Source organism: Dyadobacter frigoris (assembly GCF_005280585.1).
Taxonomy (GTDB): domain Bacteria; phylum Bacteroidota; class Bacteroidia; order Cytophagales; family Spirosomataceae; genus Dyadobacter; species Dyadobacter frigoris.
Map to the genome: position 1 here is coordinate 231,443 of NZ_SZVO01000007.1, position 17,321 is coordinate 248,763.

The 17,321-nt window shown below is 39.6% G+C and carries 15 protein-coding genes; 8 read left to right on the forward strand and 7 right to left on the reverse strand.

Annotated elements, in window-relative coordinates:
* Nucleotides 1-15: 15 nt before the first annotated feature.
* The 3 genes from FDK13_RS16375 to FDK13_RS16385 are packed head-to-tail and all read right to left on the reverse strand — an operon-like array spanning nt 16 to nt 3,165.
* Nucleotides 16-1,803 carry a S8 family serine peptidase gene (locus FDK13_RS16375; RefSeq protein WP_137341082.1) on the reverse strand — a complete coding sequence of 596 codons (1,788 nt, stop codon included), beginning with the start codon at nt 1,801-1,803 and terminating at the stop codon, nt 16-18.
* 20 nt (nt 1,804-1,823) lie between these two features.
* Nucleotides 1,824-2,546, reverse strand: a complete 723-nt coding sequence (locus FDK13_RS16380) for a tetratricopeptide repeat protein (RefSeq protein WP_137341083.1) — start codon at nt 2,544-2,546, stop codon at nt 1,824-1,826.
* A 7-nt stretch (nt 2,547-2,553) separates the two neighbouring features.
* Nucleotides 2,554-3,165 (reverse strand): RNA polymerase sigma factor, encoded by a 612-nt coding sequence (locus FDK13_RS16385; protein WP_137341084.1) that lies wholly within the window; start codon nt 3,163-3,165, stop codon nt 2,554-2,556.
* A gap of 145 nt (nt 3,166-3,310) precedes the next feature.
* Between FDK13_RS16385 and FDK13_RS16390 the strand changes: the two genes are divergently transcribed.
* The 5 genes from FDK13_RS16390 (at nt 3,311) to FDK13_RS16410 (ending at nt 9,730) form a co-directional block, all read left to right on the forward strand.
* Entirely contained in the window at nt 3,311-5,041 is a 1,731-nt protein-coding gene (locus tag FDK13_RS16390; RefSeq protein WP_137341241.1) for a M3 family oligoendopeptidase, read from the forward strand.
* A gap of 77 nt (nt 5,042-5,118) precedes the next feature.
* Nucleotides 5,119-5,370, forward strand: a complete 252-nt coding sequence (locus tag FDK13_RS16395; protein ID WP_137341085.1) for a hypothetical protein — start codon at nt 5,119-5,121, stop codon at nt 5,368-5,370.
* Between the two features lie 592 nt (nt 5,371-5,962).
* Entirely contained in the window at nt 5,963-7,036 is a 1,074-nt protein-coding gene (locus FDK13_RS16400) for an NAD-dependent epimerase/dehydratase family protein (RefSeq protein ID WP_137341086.1), read from the forward strand.
* Nucleotides 7,037-7,108: 72 nt separating this feature from the next.
* A complete protein-coding gene (locus tag FDK13_RS16405; RefSeq protein ID WP_137341087.1) occupies nt 7,109-8,056 on the forward strand; it encodes a glycosyltransferase in 948 nt (315 codons plus the stop codon).
* 6 nt (nt 8,057-8,062) lie between these two features.
* The gene (locus FDK13_RS16410; protein WP_137341088.1) at nt 8,063-9,730 is read left to right on the forward strand and encodes a hypothetical protein; all 1,668 of its coding nucleotides are present in this window, start codon (nt 8,063-8,065) and stop codon (nt 9,728-9,730) included.
* Here the strand turns inward: FDK13_RS16410 and FDK13_RS16415 are convergent.
* Nucleotides 9,675-10,121, reverse strand: a complete 447-nt coding sequence (locus tag FDK13_RS16415) for an RrF2 family transcriptional regulator (protein ID WP_137341089.1) — start codon at nt 10,119-10,121, stop codon at nt 9,675-9,677. The genes FDK13_RS16410 and FDK13_RS16415 overlap by 56 nt on opposite strands.
* 277 nt (nt 10,122-10,398) lie before the next feature.
* Here FDK13_RS16415 and FDK13_RS16420 point away from each other — a divergent pair, with 277 nt between their 5' ends.
* Nucleotides 10,399-11,079: a M10 family metallopeptidase domain-containing protein gene (locus FDK13_RS16420; RefSeq protein WP_137341090.1), complete on the forward strand. Its 681-nt coding sequence runs from the start codon at nt 10,399-10,401 to the stop codon at nt 11,077-11,079.
* On the opposite strand, the gene FDK13_RS16425 is transcribed toward FDK13_RS16420, so the two are convergent.
* The 3 genes from FDK13_RS16425 to FDK13_RS16435 form a co-directional block, all read right to left on the reverse strand.
* Entirely contained in the window at nt 11,080-13,485 is a 2,406-nt protein-coding gene (locus FDK13_RS16425) for a 3-hydroxyacyl-CoA dehydrogenase/enoyl-CoA hydratase family protein (protein ID WP_137341091.1), read from the reverse strand.
* A gap of 188 nt (nt 13,486-13,673) precedes the next feature.
* On the reverse strand, nt 13,674-14,117 hold the full coding sequence (locus FDK13_RS16430) for a MarR family winged helix-turn-helix transcriptional regulator (RefSeq protein ID WP_137341092.1): 444 nt from the start codon (nt 14,115-14,117) through the stop codon (nt 13,674-13,676).
* A gap of 135 nt (nt 14,118-14,252) precedes the next feature.
* A complete protein-coding gene (locus tag FDK13_RS16435; protein WP_137341093.1) occupies nt 14,253-15,500 on the reverse strand; it encodes a peroxiredoxin family protein in 1,248 nt (415 codons plus the stop codon).
* Between the two features lie 140 nt (nt 15,501-15,640).
* Here FDK13_RS16435 and rsmH point away from each other — a divergent pair, with 140 nt between their 5' ends.
* Both rsmH and FDK13_RS16445 read left to right on the forward strand, forming a co-directional pair.
* Nucleotides 15,641-16,564 carry a 16S rRNA (cytosine(1402)-N(4))-methyltransferase RsmH gene (rsmH, locus tag FDK13_RS16440; protein ID WP_137341094.1) on the forward strand — a complete coding sequence of 308 codons (924 nt, stop codon included), beginning with the start codon at nt 15,641-15,643 and terminating at the stop codon, nt 16,562-16,564.
* Between the two features lie 343 nt (nt 16,565-16,907).
* Entirely contained in the window at nt 16,908-17,315 is a 408-nt protein-coding gene (locus FDK13_RS16445) for an FtsL-like putative cell division protein (protein ID WP_137341095.1), read from the forward strand.
* Nucleotides 17,316-17,321 lie beyond the last annotated feature (6 nt).

The window sequence follows — 17,321 nt, forward strand, 5'->3', positions numbered from 1 at the left end:
TTGCATCACGAAGGGTCAAAACAATGGCCCATTATCCATTTTGAGAAGCGCCCCATTTTTTATTCGCCCTGACAATTCCAGCGTGCTTTCGGTAATTGCGTCAATTACATTTTGTCTTGTTAACGCATCCGACGGCTCGGTAGGATGCGTTGTCAGATATTCCGCCAGTTTCCCCGAGAAATAACTTACAGCAAAAGAAGTTCCGTGCAAAGGTTTCCCATCCGAAGGCGAAGGATAAGCACTGACTACCGCTGCGTTAACGAATTCGGTGGAATAGTTCCCATTAAAATGATAACCCGAGAACCAGTCATATAGGTCTAAGTCCAGGTTAAGATCTTTTTTGATGCGCTCATTCAGATTGACTTTTGCATAAGACAAATCCCTGTTATGCAGATCTTTCCTTTCAAATTTAATAAAAGGACTTACATCAGTAACCGTGATTACATTGTTGAAAATTTTACTAAAACAAGCTGGAAAAACGTTGACGGCATCCACACCGGTGGCACTTGGCATTGTATTGAAATCATCAAATACCAATTCCTGTCCCTCATTTCCAGCCGCTGCCACGACCCAGATTTTATTTTTTTCGAGCTGTTCAAATTTTTTCTTCAGCAATTCATAACCGTCCGGATTTAAGCGTCCCTCAAAACTTGCATTGATAATCTGGATATTCATTCCTGCTTCTTTACAAGCAAGCACATAATTCAGCGAACAAAGTAAATCGTAGATTGTACCCCATCCTGCGCAGTTAAAAGCTTTAACCGGCAATACGGGTACTTTTCCTTGTTGGTTGATGACAGCGGAAATAATAGAACCGTGGCGCCCTTCACTTCTCGTAGGATTCAAGGAAGTGACCCGGTTATCATCATAAGGATTATTCAGAATTTCAAGCTTTGTTCTTGTTGCCAGATTTTCATAATCCAGATTCGTTTTATATTCAGCATCAAAAACATTGTCTGCATCTTTGCAAGATCTCAAATAGGAAGTTACAGCGCAATAACCCCATGAATTTCCACGTAAACGGTCATTCTGAGATTCAATTTTCTCTATTTTTGCTACGTCAAACTTCCGCTCGTTTGTTTCAGAATTTAAATAGCTACCTATCAAATTCTTTTTATCCCCTCCAAGTTTGTACCAAAGTCCGGTATCAATAACGCTTACGATAACCGAATCATCATTAACATATTGGAAAGACGGCGTACCTAAAACGGCTGGAAAATCGCTGGCCAAAGCTACAAAATCAGTATCCGTAAAGTCACGGATCGAGCCTGGATCTCCGTTTGGTTTTCCACAAATGATCAGGTTTTCAACTTGTTGCTGGAAAATTATTCCAGTATTCTCACTGACTTCGAATACCCCAAAGTCATAGTCGTCAAGCCATTCAATCAATACAGTATAAGATTCCTCACCAAACTCATCCTTAGGATTGGCGCATTCACTTACACGAATTACCCGCACGGGCAATTGAAGTGTGTCTTTTGAACCAAAAGGCGTGAACGTAAGAACAACCCAGTTATTTTCCCTTAACAAACTTCTTCCTTCATAGCCGGAAGCCGACACGACTAGTATTTTTTGCCTTGGCGTGGCATAAACAAAAAAGTCCTTGAAGTCCGGTGCTTTGGCTACTGGAAGATGCAGGCCCCATTGCTTTGAATTTCTTTCCAGGTCAGCATTTTCCTGCGAACGCTTTGAAGGGATCCTACCGAAATCAAGGACCAGAGAACTCGGATTTTCCTTTTCATAGTCACATTCCAGAAGATTCCGGTCAGCGTCAACGATTCTAAATGAAGGCACAAATTTCATATTGCGGATGTAGTTAAAAACTATTTATTTACCCATTTCACAGCTTCTTCTTTCCCCTCTAAATTACTATCTATCACCTCATTCAACAAGTCATCCGCCTCTTTTTTATCTAACGGCAAGCCTCGCTGTAAATGCGCGATAGCTTCATAGAACTTTCCCGGATTTGAAAACAGATTTTTCTGATCTCCTAATTGGTGAAAATAGGTAATGGCGCCGTCATAATCTTTCAGTTTCAATGAAACAATTCCTGCGATTTTCTGCACTTCTGCATTTTCCGGATCACGTTTTAGTATAGACTGAATGATGAACGAGGTTTTCCGATAATCGCCCTTATTATATTCATTGATAGCCTGTTGCAAGCTATCAGCTTTACCATCCATGTGCACACTCAATGTTGAAAAGTTCTCCTTCACATAGACATCTGCCAATTGTTCCCTTTCCTTTATTCCGGAATTAAGGAAAAACCAGCTCAAACCAAAGGCGATTAGTACAATTGCTGCGGCAGTATAATATATCAGTTGCCGTGTGATCGTTCTGGAAGGATTTTGGGATAGTTTTTGCCATTCCGTATGTCTTTCGGCCAATAGTTTTTCCTGGCCATCTTCTTTCGCATTTTGTTTTACCAACAAATAAAAAGCAACTGAATCAGCCAGTTCCGGGTTTGTTCGTAATTCTTCATCAAAGCGCATTCGCTCTTCATCGGAAAGCTGTCTTTCAAAATAATCCTCAATACGTTGTTCCATGGCATTGTTATTTTCTTCCACTATCCTTTTTAACTCCTTTATGATACATTTCTCTTAACTTTTCCAGGCAACGCAAACGACTGGTTTTCACAACAGCAGCAGATTGGTAATCCATTTCTATCGCTATTTCCTGATCCATAAATCCTTCGCTCCATGCTTTCAACATTTGCCGGCATTTTTCACCAAGTCCCAGCAAGCGTTCGTGTAAAACTTCCAGATCGTATTGATCTATAAGCTGTTGCACAATACTTCGGGAATCGTCGGGAAGTATGTTCATGTAATCATCAATAGTATTTCCCTTATGCACCTGCTGCCGATTAGTCGCATTCTTTCGGAGCAGGTCAACACATTTGTTATTAAAAATTTGATAGAGATAAGTTTTCAGCCCGGAACGCCCTTCAAACCGCTTGTTTTGAATGTTTTCAATAACAGTAAGGATAGTATCAGAATAAACGATGGAGCATTCGTCTGTTGTAAGCTTATGTTTCCACACACCTTCACGAATGAGGTAAACATATTTTTCGTAAAGGCGATTTTCAAAAGAACGCAACGAGCTGTCTTTTGATAAAATGCCATCAATCAGGACATTATCAGAAAGTATTTTTTGGAAAAATGGCATGGTATGTGCGAATTCGGAGTGGAAATATACGTAAAAAGGCAGTTTCCTCGAAATTTTTCACCAGATGTTTCCTTCTATTTTCAAAGTTGCAGTTTACACTATTTACACATTACCTTTGGCCAACAAAAAAATCGCACGAGGTATCATGATAAATCAGGAAACTACGACGTTAGCCCGATCCGAAAGGGTTTTTATAGGAGAAGAATTTGATCTGAAAAAATGGGATGACCTTCAGCCATTTTATGATAATTTAAAAGACAGGGTAATTAATTCGGCCTCGGATCTTCGTCAGTGGTTTTTGGATAGAAGCGAGCTGGAATCTTATTTATCTGAAAACTTTGCATGGAGATATATCCGCCAAACCTGTGATACTGCCAATGCAGGTTTGATCAACGCTTTGCAATTTTTCATTACTGAAATTCAGCCAAAACTCGCAGAATATGGAAATGAACTTGATAAAAAAGCAGTGGAAAGTCCTTACTTAAATGATTTGACTGACCAGGGATTTGCCGTTACCATTCGCGGAATGAAAAAAGCCATAGAGCTTTTCCGTGAAGAAAATATTCCATTACAAACGGAAATGCAAACTGAAGAGCGTCGTTACGGAGCTATTGCCGGTGCCATGACTGTGACGCTGGATGGCGAAGAAATGACTTTGCAAAAAGCTTCCGACCGGTTACAATCTTCTGATCGTTCGGTTAGAGAAGAGGCCTGGCGGACGATTGCAGAAAGACGTTTTCAGGATCATGAAGTTCTTGACGAGCTTCTTAACAAACTTGTTACGCTTCGGGACCAGGTTGGGAAAAACGCCGGTTTTGCAAATTACCGGGATTATATGTTCGCTGCCATGGGCCGTTTTGATTATACGCCTCAGGATTGCTTCAACTTCCATGATTCTGTCAAAGAAGCCGTTGTACCACTTTTGAACGATATGGCAACGAGCCGTAAAAAAGCTTTGAATGTTGAACAACTGCGTCCATGGGATACAAAAGTTGATCCGAAAGGATTGCCTCCATTAAAACCGTTTGCAAGCGGAGAAGAGTTACTTGACAAAACAATTCGTTGTTTCAGCCGTCTTGATCCATTTCTTGGTAACTGTCTTCAGATCATGAAAAACATGAAACATCTGGATCTGGAATCCCGGAAAGGCAAGGCGCCGGGTGGTTATAATTATCCGCTGGAAGAAATTGGTGTGCCTTTTATTTTTATGAATGCAACATCCAATCTTCGGGATATGGTTACGCTTTTACATGAAGGCGGTCATGCGGTGCATTCGCTGGTAACACGTGATTTGGCCTTAAATTCTTTCAAACACACACCTTCAGAAGTTGCCGAACTTGCTTCGATGTCAATGGAACTGATCACAATGGATTTTTGGGATGAGTTTTTTGATAATGATGCAGACTTACGCCGTGCCAAAATTCAGCATTTAGAATCTATTATTGAAACGCTTCCATGGGTTGGGACGGTCGATAAATTCCAGCACTGGATGTACGAAAATCCGGAACACACTGCCGAAGAACGGACCCATGCCTGGGTTGAAATCTACAATCAGTTTACTGATAAGGTAATGGATTGGTCAGGACTTGAAAATCTGCAAAAATATCTATGGCAGCGTCAGCTTCATATTTATGAAGTCCCTTTCTATTATATTGAATATGGAATTGCACAGCTTGGCGCGATAGGTGTTTGGAAAAACTACCGTGAAAATCCGGAAAAAGGATTGAAAGGATATCTTGACGCGCTAAAAATGGGCTACACCGCGCCGATTACAGAGATTTATCAGGCAGCCAATATTCCTTTTGATTTTTCCAAGAATTACATCACAGAATTGATGCAATTCGTACAAAGCGAGTTAGAACGATTAAAAATTTGATAATTCATTTGCTAACCATTTGGTGGTTATGCAAAAGGCGGTTATTTTTGTGCGTATTACTATGAACCAGTAGAGAGATGAAATTTAGTAAAATAGCCGCTTTTGTGGCATGTATCGCATTGTTATCTTCTTGTGATTATCAAAAATATAACCACAAAGAGCAGAAGGACTTAAATGCAAAGAATGACTACGTTTACGGTGTAAGCCCAGATTCTTTACCACGTCAAATGGCTAATAAATATACTGCCGATCCAACAATTGAGCCTCGCGTAAATGCAATTCGTGCAAAATTGTACGGCGGTTCGGGTAGTGCATCCATTAAAGAATAGTATCTGTTTTTACAGAATAGATTTTATAAACAGGATATCCTTCAAATGAAGGATATCTTTTTTTATGACAATCCGCGTGTCTCTTTTAGAACATTAATTTCAGTTCTTTTTTCAAATAACCGGTTGAAAAATAATATTCCAAGGGATTAAAAAGTTAAAAGTTACCTTTGGCCTAACGGTACAACAATCCTCCCAAATACTATTTTGCTGCCAGCTGAATGGAATCTTCTCTGTAATCATCAAGCTCAGTTATAAAAATTCATATGTCTGAACTTATTTAATGGCGACTTCATTTTATAAAAGATACCTTTTTTGATGTAATAAAGTTTAATATCACTACCGTAGAAAAGTTTAAATAGTGGATGAAAATTTAAACAAAAAGAGTTGATTAAAATCATAAACAACTGATATTCTGATCATTTATAAGCTGTAACTTCTTATATAATTAAAAAATGAGCAGTAATTTTAATCTCACTTGAGTAACCGGTTGGGATAATTGTTCGTTTTTAATTTACTTTACATTCTTATTATACACATCATAAATATAGTATTATTTTAATACCAGATTTAAAAACCGTATTTAAAACTCAATATGAATATAGCGCTCGTTACCGGTTCTGCCGGATTGATTGGAAGTGAATCCGTTGCTTTTTTAGCTGACAAGTTTGATTTAATAATTGGAGTTGATAATAATTTGCGTGAATATTTCTTCGGAGCTGATGGAAACACAGCGTGGAATAAAAGCCGAATAGAATCAGCTTATACAAATTACAAGCACTATTCTGCTGATATTCGTGAGGTTAGCCAATTGGAACCGATCTTCAAAGAATACGGAACTGATATTAAACTGATCATTCATGCGGCTGCACAGCCAAGCCATGACTGGGCTGCCCGCGAGCCTTTCACAGATTTCGGTGTAAATGCAGTTGGTACGTTGAATATGCTTGAAATGACACGTCTTCACACACCTGAGGCAGTGTTTATTTTCACTTCTACCAATAAAGTTTACGGAGACAATCCTAACTATTTGCCGCTTGTCGAATTGGAAACACGTTGGGAAATCGACGAAAGTCATCCATATTTCAAAAACGGAATTGACGAGCTTCACAGCATTGACCATACAAAACACTCTATTTTTGGCGCTTCAAAAGTAGCTGCTGATATTATGGTACAGGAATATGGCCGTTATTTCGGAATGAAAACAGCTGTTTTCCGTGGCGGATGTCTTACAGGCCCAAACCATTCAGGAGCTCAGTTGCACGGATTCCTTGCTTATTTGATGAAATGCGCAATTACTGGAAATCACTACACGATTTTTGGATATAAAGGGAAACAGGTTCGTGATAATATTCACAGCCATGACCTTGTCAATATGTTCTGGCATTTTTACCAAAATCCTCGTCCGGGCGAAGTATATAACGCAGGCGGTGGCCGTTTTGCAAACTGCTCGATGATTGAAGCAATTGCGTTGTGTGAACAAATTACAGGCAATAAATTATCTCATTCCTATTCTGAAACCAACCGTGTTGGTGACCATATCTGGTATGTAAGTGATCTTTCTAAGTTTAAAGAACACTATCCAGGCTGGAATTGGGAATTTGGCTTAACCGAAACGCTTACACAAATACACGACGGCATCTCTTCGAGATTGGCAAGTGTAAAATAATATCTTAGTCTTTATAACCTCCGAACGAGTAAAATCCATTATACTTGTTCGGAGGTTATTTTCATCACTGCTATGCCTGAAAATTTTGTAATCATTATTCCACAGTATAATGACTGGGAGGCTCTGAATCTGTTAATAGAAAAAATAAACACAGATTTGAGTCCGGCAGTTTTGAAAAACTCATCTTTACTGGTGGTTGATGATTGTTCTTCAAAAGACAGAACGGAGCCTTTCGTTCCTTTTGGAGGAAAAGCAATTCAGGTTTTACGTCTTTACCGGAATCTTGGTCATCAAAAAGCAATTGCAATCGGCCTTTCCTACGTTGCTGAAAATATCGATTGCGACAATGTAATTGTCATGGATGCGGACGGAGAAGACGCCCCTTCCGACATTAACAAGCTGGTTAAAAGATCATTGGAAGTTCCTGGTAAAATTATTTTTGCCCAGAGAAATAAGCGTACAGAAAACTTCATCTTCCGGTTTTTCTATATTATTTATAAAAACCTGTTCAAGCTGCTGACCGGTAAGGTAATCACATTCGGTAATTTCAGTCTTGTTCCTCAGCGAAGACTCAAAAATCTGGTACGTGTTTCTGAAATCTGGAATAATTATCCGGGTGGAATTATAAAATCAAGAATTCCCTACGATTCAGTATCTACCGACCGGGCAACACGTCTCGCAGGAGAAAGCAAGATGAATTTTGTTTCTCTTGTATTACATGGTTTAAGCACGATTTCTGTTCTGGTTGATACAACGGCTGTGAGAATATTGATTTTTTCCATATTCATGTCAGGCTTAGCTGTTGCCTTTATCATTATTATTCTGTTTTTGAAATTGATCGGAAACGCCACACCGGGCTGGGCATCAACTTTGGGCAGCACACTTATTATTTTGATGCTGCAATCTTTCCTGATCTCCTTGTTTCTGGTGTTTATGGTTTTGCAATATCGATCTCAGCAACACTTTATTCCGGCAATACATTATCGCGATTTTGTAGAAAAAGTAGATACTATCAGCTAAGATCGTATGGTAACTTTCGACAGTACTCCCACATTATACTGGCTTCTTGGTTATTTGCTGGCGGGAGTCGTCATTTTTTCTGCTGTTTATAAATTAATTCCTGCAAAATTATTTCTCGTACTGACGATACTGCTTCTCGTTTTTATGCGTATGCCAGTTCTTGTTTTGAATCGGGAAATTAATGCAGACGAAAGCCAAATGCTTAGTCATGCCATTACTTTGTATGAAGATCCTGTTTACTGGCGCTCGGTTGACGGAACTACAATAGGCCCCTTGGATAATTATCTTCTTGTTGTCCCTAAACTTTTTGGCTTTCAAATCGACTATACCAATGGACGGGGAATGGGCCTACTTTGTACTATTGGCGCATTACTTTTTGTCTTTTTGGCGATGCAAAACTGGTATGGAGAATCTGTGGCCAGGCTAACGATCGCCGCACCCGCTGTTTTTCTTGCCTTTACTCAGGAAACAGATTTTGTCCATTATTCCAGCGAACAGCTTCCCGTTTTTTTATTGACTTTGACGATCTGGCTATTATCAAAAATCACGAAGAGCAAAAATCCGTCACAAATTTCCACCTTTTCTCTTGGCTTGGTTGCCGGAATGATGCCTTTTGCAAAATTACAATCAGTGCCACAGGCCATGGTTATTGTCTTGGCCGCGCTTTGGATTTGCTATCATTATTTCAGAAAAACAAAGCAGATTAAACCGCTTTTGTTTTTGCTTGCCGGAGGACTGGCTTTTCCGGTTTCGTTATTTATCTGGGCTACTGCAAATCATGTTTTTAATGATTTTATTGATTTTTATCTACTGGGAAACGTAATTTATGCAGGCGAAAACAACTGGCTGTCAATTCCCGGGCAAATGATCAATCTGATCATGTTAAGTCCTGACTTCAAGATTTATTCACTTGTATTGTTTATTCCGATTGTTTTGGGAATTGCAAAAGCATTCCTTCCTGATTCTTATAAAAAACCGCAGACTCAATTCATACTTCCCGCTACATTAATAATGCTGATCCTGGCCGGAATTTATGCCGCTACAAAATCCGGTAATACTTTTATTCACTATTTGAACTTCTGTATTTATCCCTGGATACTTCTGGCTGGTTACGGTTTGTCAAAACGGCATAACTGGTTTGCAGTTTTCCCCGTGTTGCTGTTACTGTGGTTTGCAGGAAATGATGCCATCAACTATCGGAAAGAGCACAGACTCAATACCTTTGAATCAACAGACGGAGCCAACAAACTGGCAGAAAATCCGGTTGTGACTGAATTGAAAAAATTTACAAAAGCGGGAGATTATATGGTAGTCTGGGGCTGGCAATGTCAATATTATGTTGAAGCGCAGCTAGCGCAGGGAACAGCAGAAAACCATTCAGAACGCTCAATATTCAAACATCCCTTGCAGGAAAAATATCTCAGCCGATACCTCAGCGACCTCAACAGGACTAAGCCAGCCGTTTTTCTGGATGCAGTTGGAAAAAACAGTATGTGGGTACAGGATAAAAAAACGCAGGGAGTTGAAAACTTCCCTGCGATAGCAAATTTCATCCACCAGCATTATACGCTGGTCTCCGATTTGTATGATGTTAGACTTTATGTCAGAAATGACCGGCTTACGACTCAACAGCAAGCAAATGCTCTCCCGTACCTTGCTGCAATAAATCATTAAGTGTAGTCTGGTCCAAAACGGCGAGGTTAGCATCTCTCCATTTTTCCAACACTGTACGCAGGCTACATGTTTCTTCGTCTTTGCAGTCTTCACATCTTCCATAAAAGAACATAGAAACGCAAAGTGCCGGTGCAATCGGACCGTCAATGATGCGGAGTACTTTTGAAAAACTGACTTCGCTGGGAGGGATCCTAAGCAAATAACCTCCACCTTTCCCCTTTTGGCTTTGTAAAACGCCATTATTTCTCAGATCCAGAAGAATTGCTTCCAGGAATTTCTTAGGGATTCTTTCTTTTTCTGCGATGTATGAAATCAGAACAGGTCCTTTTCCAAATTGTTCCGCCAATACTTTGAGCGCCTTCAGAGCGTATTTTGCTTTCTTTGATATCATTGTTGATTGGTATACTAAATTTCGTCTTAAAGAATTTACCGGATGCAATAATCTATTTCACCAATGTAATTTCTGGATTAACCTAAACCCAATGAGACATAACAAAAGATAACTGCTTTTTATTCACTAATTTGTGATAGACAAAATAGATGATCCCAATTGGTAAACGTCAAGAAACTACAATTTTAAAAAATATCCTACTTACTCTACTAATTTATAGACTTTTCAAACTAATTTGTAATAAATACAAATATTAATCAAAAATATACACACTTAAATGGCGGCGATCGTAACTCCCAAGTTTGAAAAAAATCAGATTGAAATTATTTCAAGATTGTATCTATATGGTTCACAGGCTACTGAGGAAATCGGAAATAAAATAATTGATGAAATAAACCGAATGTATAACGAGCCGGAAGTTTTTGTTGAATTCAACGGAAAACAAATGAAAGTTTTGTTTTTAACCGGGTTTAAAATAATCTCAACAAGTGAAGCAATGATTAGAGCTGCGGTTAACTTTAACTATAAAAATAATTTCATCCGGATTGAAAATGAAAATCATATTACAAGATCTTTCATGGGCTACGGAATAGGAGATAACGTCGGGCATTGGCTTACGAGTGATAATCTCGGTACTTCCACCACAGCGGCGCATGAATTCGGACATAGCCTTGGTCTGGACCATCCTGCAAATCTTGATTTCCGAGGAAGTGATTCTCCACCACCTATAATGGCTCCACGCGGTAGTCTTGTTAATCCGCAATATCAATGGGAACCGACTGCCAAAGCTGGTGAATTCGGCGGAACGATGAATCCTAAATATAGAAAAGTGACAAAAGAAGAAGTTCTGCTTATTTTGAAAGATCTAAACTTTGAAAACAAGCAGAACAACTATATCGGACAACTTTCAAATACTCTTTTTGACAAAACCGGCAATCCAAGCCGTTGGTTAGCCTGATTAATTTCTTGGCGGCTTTCCTCCGTTCAATAGCCCCTGCATTCTTTCAAGCGTTTTCTTTTCTCCGCAAAGTGATAAGAAAGCCTCTCTTTCAAGATCCAAAAGGTATTGTTCCGTTACATTTTGTGGAGAACTTAAATCTCCCCCGTTGATAACATAGGCCAGTTTGTTAGCGATTTTGGCATCGTGTTCACTGATATAATTAGCAATTTTCATTTGGGCAATCCCCGTCATGAAAAGTGCCATTCCAGCCTTTCCCTGGACTTTAATATCATTTCTTTGTTTTGGTTGGGTATAACCATTATCTGCCAGATCAATGGCTGCCTGTTTTGCCTCAGCCAACAAACGGCTGCGATTTAGTACGATCTGATCTTTATCCTGCAAATAATTCATGGCTCTGGCATCATGCGCAGAAGTCGAAACTTTTGCCTGAGCTATGTTCATGAAAGCAGTCTGAAGGATATTCAATTCTGTGTCGCCCGCCTGATACATGTCCGAGCATCTCAACGCCATTTCTTTTGTACCACCACCGGCGGGAATAATTCCTACACCAAATTCTACCAAACCAATGTACGTTTCGGCATGAGCAACAACTTTATCAGCATGAAGATTTAATTCACAGCCGCCACCTAATGCAAGCGTGTGAGGTGCCGTTACAACCGGAATAGAAGAATAACGAGCACGCATCATCGTTTGCTGGAATTGTGCAATAACCATATTGATCTCGTCAAATTCCTGTTCGATAGCAAACATGAAAAGCATGGCCAGATTAGCTCCTGCCGAAAAAGCCTCACTGGATTCGTTTCCAATGACCAGTCCCCGATACTCTTTTTCTGCGAGACTTATACTTTTCTGAATTCCTTCGATCACTTCGGAACCCATGGTATTCATTTTGGATTTGAATTCCAGATTCAGGATTCCGTCACCAATATCATATAGATTTGCGCCAGCATTTTTCCAGACAATATTATTCGTCAGGTTGCTTAAAATAATAAAACCTTCCTGGCCCGGAATTGCTTTATATGATTTTGATGGAATATCATAATAAAGCCTTTTACCGTTTTCAACTTTATAAAAAGATTCGTTTCCTGCTTCCAGCATTTCATAAACCCAGGTTGCCGGTTTTGCATTAAGCTCTTCCATAATGCCCAGCATACTTTTTACGCCAATAACATCCCAGGTCTCAAACAGACCCAGTTGCCAGCCAAAACCTGCGCAAATGGCTTGATCGATCCTGAAAATTTCATCCGAAATTTCGGGAATACGGAACGTGGCATATTTGAAACAATCGGCAAAAGTTCTTCTGTAAAATTCTCCTGCTTTATCTTTTCCTGCCAAAAGAACACTGAAACGTTTGGCTACATCGCTGATTGCTTTTGTACCTTCCAGCGTTGCAAATTTTACTTTTTCCGAAGGTTTGTATTCCAATGTCTGAAAATCCAGTGCCAGAATAACTGATTTCCCTTTGTCGTCTTTTACTTTTTTGTAGAAACCCTGACCGGTTTTATCTCCCAACCATTTGTTATCATACGTTTTCTGCATGATTCCGGGTAATACAAAAGCACCACGGGATTCGTCCGTTCCTTCGCCCGAAGCGTATAAATTCGCTGCAACATGAACGGTAGTATCCAATCCGACAACATCAGATAAACGATAGGTTCCGGATTTGGGACGACCAACCACAGGACCAGTTAGTTTATCGACTTCATCCACCGACAAGCCCATTTCTTCGGCCACACGAATGGTTTGGATCAATGCAAAAATACCAAGCCGGTTTGCTATAAAACCAGGTGTATCTTTACAAAGAACTGTTGTTTTACCCAAAAATAAATCGCCATAATGCATCAGAAAATCAACGACTGATTGATCGGTTTCCGGCGTAGGAATAATTTCCAGTAACCTTAAATAACGCGGAGGATTGAAAAAATGCGTTCCGCAAAAATTCTTTTTGAAATCTTCACTACGGCCTTCCGCCATCAAATGGATTGGTATTCCGGAAGTATTGGAAGTAATCAGCGTTCCGGGTTTGCGAAGCGCGTCTACTTTTTCATATAAACTTTTCTTGATGTCAAGGCGCTCAACAACTACTTCGATCACCCAGTCGTAGTTGCTGATATCTTTTAGATTATCATCAAAATTGCCAAGTTTCACCCTTGAAGCAAAAGCAGGACTGTAAAGTGCAGCTGGCGTCGCCTTTAATGTTTGCTGAAAAGAATCGTTGACAATTCTATTGCGGACAGCGGGATGATCGGTTGTCAGTCCTTTTGCTTTTTCAGCATCACTGGCTTCTTTTGGAACAATATCTAATAGTAAAACTTCTACTCCAATATTGGCAAAATGGCAAGCAATACGCGACCCCATTATACCGGAGCCCAAAACGGCGACTTTACGAATTGAACGGTTCATTGATTTTTTTATTTGGGTCGTAGGGGCGGCCCTCGTGGCCGCCCTTTCTTCCATAATTATTAATTGGATCAACCACGATCATCGTGGATTATTAATATTGCATCAACCACAAATCATCGTGGATATTCAATATCGGATTAACCACGATGATTCCGGATATTTGAAGAGGGCGACCACGAGGGTCGCCCCTACGCCTTCAATTTCTGGTTTTCTTCTTCAACCAGACGGTTTATATCTTTTATTACGTCAAAAAATACAACGAGCTTTTCAAGCGGGATTTTATCACGGATCATGGTATTAAATGACAGAACACCTTCCCGGGAAAGTTCTCTTTTTTCCTTACCAAGATCCGTTAAAACAATTCTTACAAAACGCTTGTCGTTTTCATCCACTTCACGTACGATCAAACCTTTTTCTTCAAGATTTTTCAGCATTCTTACCAGACTTCGAGGTTCCATTCCTAACAAGGGCGCAATTTTAGTTGCCGGCGTACCATGCTCCAAATCAATATTTAGCAACACGTAGCCAACTGCCATAGTTGTATCAAACCGGGCAGCATAAGCGTTGTACATCCTGGAAATAGAATGCCATGCCCACTTAATCTGGAAGTCAATTGTCTTTTCCTTGCGCATCTTTTAGATTGGTAGGGTGTCAGTGATGTAACGTTTACAAATGTAATAAATCAAATTAATATTATGCAAGCATACTAATTTTGTTGCATAAAAAAACGCATCAGATTTTTGAATGCCTGATGCGTGCAATTTTATTTATTTTTCACTAATCAGTTTATCCATTAGCTGATTAAAATCCGCTACAAATTCATCATAATATTTTCCCGTTCCCGGACCGGAGAAACCAGTATGTATTTCTCTCACTTTTCCTTTTTTATCAACAAAAATAGTGGTCGGATATGACATTACTTTGTTCAGCATTGGCAACGCTTTTGCCGTTGCCTCGTTGGTATTCGTACCTGCTAAAAGTATTGGATAATCGATGCCAAACCGGTTAACCATTCTTTTAAGCTTCGGAGCCGAAACTGCCAGATCCGCGGAATGTTCAAAGGCAAGTCCGATAATTTCGACGCCTCGTGCTTTATTCTTTTTGTACCACGGCGCAATGAAATTGGTTTCATCCATACAATTCGGACACCAGGAACCCATAATCTGAATGATTACAGGTTTGCCTTGAAAACGCGGATCTTTGAAAGATAAAGGTTTACCATCAGCATCCGGAAAAGTAAAATCTACCGTTTCCGAACCTGGCTTTAAGTAGGTCAGTTTGGTGGCATCTGGTAGTTTTGCATTTTCATTCAAAATGGAAGTGAATGTTTTATAACCTTTAATTCCAGACCACATCGCACCTTTTAAAACACCATCTTTCAAAATAGCGGCCTTAAACAAATAAGCATTTGAACCGTCAAAAGTGGATAAATACAAACTATCGCCCTTTACGTTTCCGGAAAGAAAACGATAATCACCTGTCGGTGTTAGAAAGGAACCTTCAACAATACTTCCTTTTTGTGTAAAATTACCAACAGCCTCAGTTGAATCCATGGTTACCTCATTTTTAAAAATAGTCGTATATTTTCCGGTAACATTTTTTACACCATCAAGAGCTTCCTCTTTGAAAAAACGATAATTTTCCCCGAAAGTGGCCTGGAACGGCAACGAACCCGTTACAGTTTTACCATCAAGCCTTTTATAAACGCCAGTTAATTTATCGCCATCGACCAACGCCGTAATTTCAGAATCAAAAAGCTGCATTGGAATATGCAGGGAATCCTTTTCAAAAAACGCACTATCCAATTTTAAACGTTCGTTTCCGTTAAGGGAATAAACGGTATAAGTTTTTCCGTCGGTATTTTGCGCGATGTCGAGAATGAACGGAAGTGTTTGTCCGTCACGGCTTAAAGTAGCACGCCAGGTTCCTGGTTTCACCGAAGAATCTGCGGAAGACTGACAGCCCCAGAGACTTATACCGGCAAAAAGTACAATTATCAATTTTATTGCTCTCATATTCAATTTATTAATATAGAATTACAGGTGTGACAAGAAAATTAAATCCCTACTTAAGCACAACTCGTACCATTGAAAATTGCTAAGTTTGTAACGGCCTGTTGGCAAGAAATAGTTCCTATCTACGTTGCTTTTAATAAATGGATCTTCCAAGTACATATCATGAACCTGTAATGCTGTCCGAATGTCTGGATGGATTGAATATTCGTCCTGACGGAACCTACGTAGATGTTACGTTTGGTGGAGGCGGTCATTCGCGGGCGATTTTAGAAAAATTAACAACCGGACGCCTTTTGGTTTTCGACCAGGATCCTGATGCTGTGGCAAATGCAGCGGAATGGAAAGACGACCCGAGATTTACTTTCATAGCAGCTAATTTCAGACATATTAAAAGATATTTGAAATTGCATAAAGCTGAAAAAGTGGATGGTATTTTAGCCGATCTTGGCGTTTCGTCACATCAGATCAATACACCGGCGCGTGGGTTTTCTACACGTTTTGATGCGGATCTTGATATGCGGATGAACCCAAGCAATGAAAAAACGGCACGGGAAGTTTTGAATGTACGTTCGGCCACGGAATTACAATCGATTTTGAGCCGCTATGGAGAAGTAACAAATGCGCGTACAGCGGCGGAAGCAATCTTTTCGGCCAGACATAATGCGCCTATTGAAACCATAAATGACCTGAAAGGAATATTGATGCGATATGCGCCGAAACATCGCGAAAACAAATATTTTGCACAGGTTTTCCAGGCACTACGGATTGAGGTTAACGATGAAATGAAGGTTTTGGAAGAATTTTTAATGCAGGTTCCTGAAATATTAAATCCGGGCGGAAGACTTGTAGTCATGTCATATCATTCTTTGGAAGACAGGCCGGTTAAAAATTTCATTCAAAAAGGAAAATTTGACGGAGAGGTCGAAAAGGATTTTTATGGTAATGAAATTAAGCCGCTGAAAAGCATAACCCGCAAACCAATTGAAGCAACACCTGAAGAAGTTGCAAGAAACCCACGGGCGAGAAGTGCGAAATTGAGAATCGCAGAGTTGCCAGTGGCTTAAAAATAGCAATGTGAATAAGGAAATAAACGGAGCATTCTTGCGGTTATTTCACCCTTTCAGGGTTTATGCTGAGCTGATATTCCAAGTTCTATAATACTGTCATCCCTTCGGGATTGTTGACATTAGAAATCCAGAAGGATGAATTACCTAAGCGGAATAATGATATTGTTATAAAAACAAATTTATCCCTTCGGGATTGTTGATATAAAAATCCCGAAGGGATGACATTATTATAGGAAGACATTGCCCTGAGCGAATTTTTAAACCCCAACGGGGTGACATAACCGTGCTGGAAACGGATTTTGACAAATGATTTTTAATAACACATACTGTTGTAGAAAACATGGCTGAAAATAAAAGAAGACCGAAACCGACACCCGAAAAATCACCAAAACGACGTCGTGAGTACAGTCTTTTTAACTGGCTGAACAAATTTTTTCCGCTGGATAAGGTTTTTGGGGAAAAATTACCTGGAAAAGAAGAGCGGGTTCCTGTGAAATATTTCTATTATTTCGGGTGGATCGTTATTCTTTTGGTGATTTATGAAAGAATCGGTTTTCAGTCTGAGGAGTATGTCAGAAGCAGTATCAAATTAAAAAAAGAGGTAGAAGATTTACGGGCCGAATACACTTCCATCCAGGCTGAATATGAAAAAAGCGGAAAACAATCCGTGGTCATTGAAAAAGTGAAACCGGATGGATTGGAAGAAAACCTGAATCCGCCAAAGAAAATAATCATTAGAAAAGAATAATACACT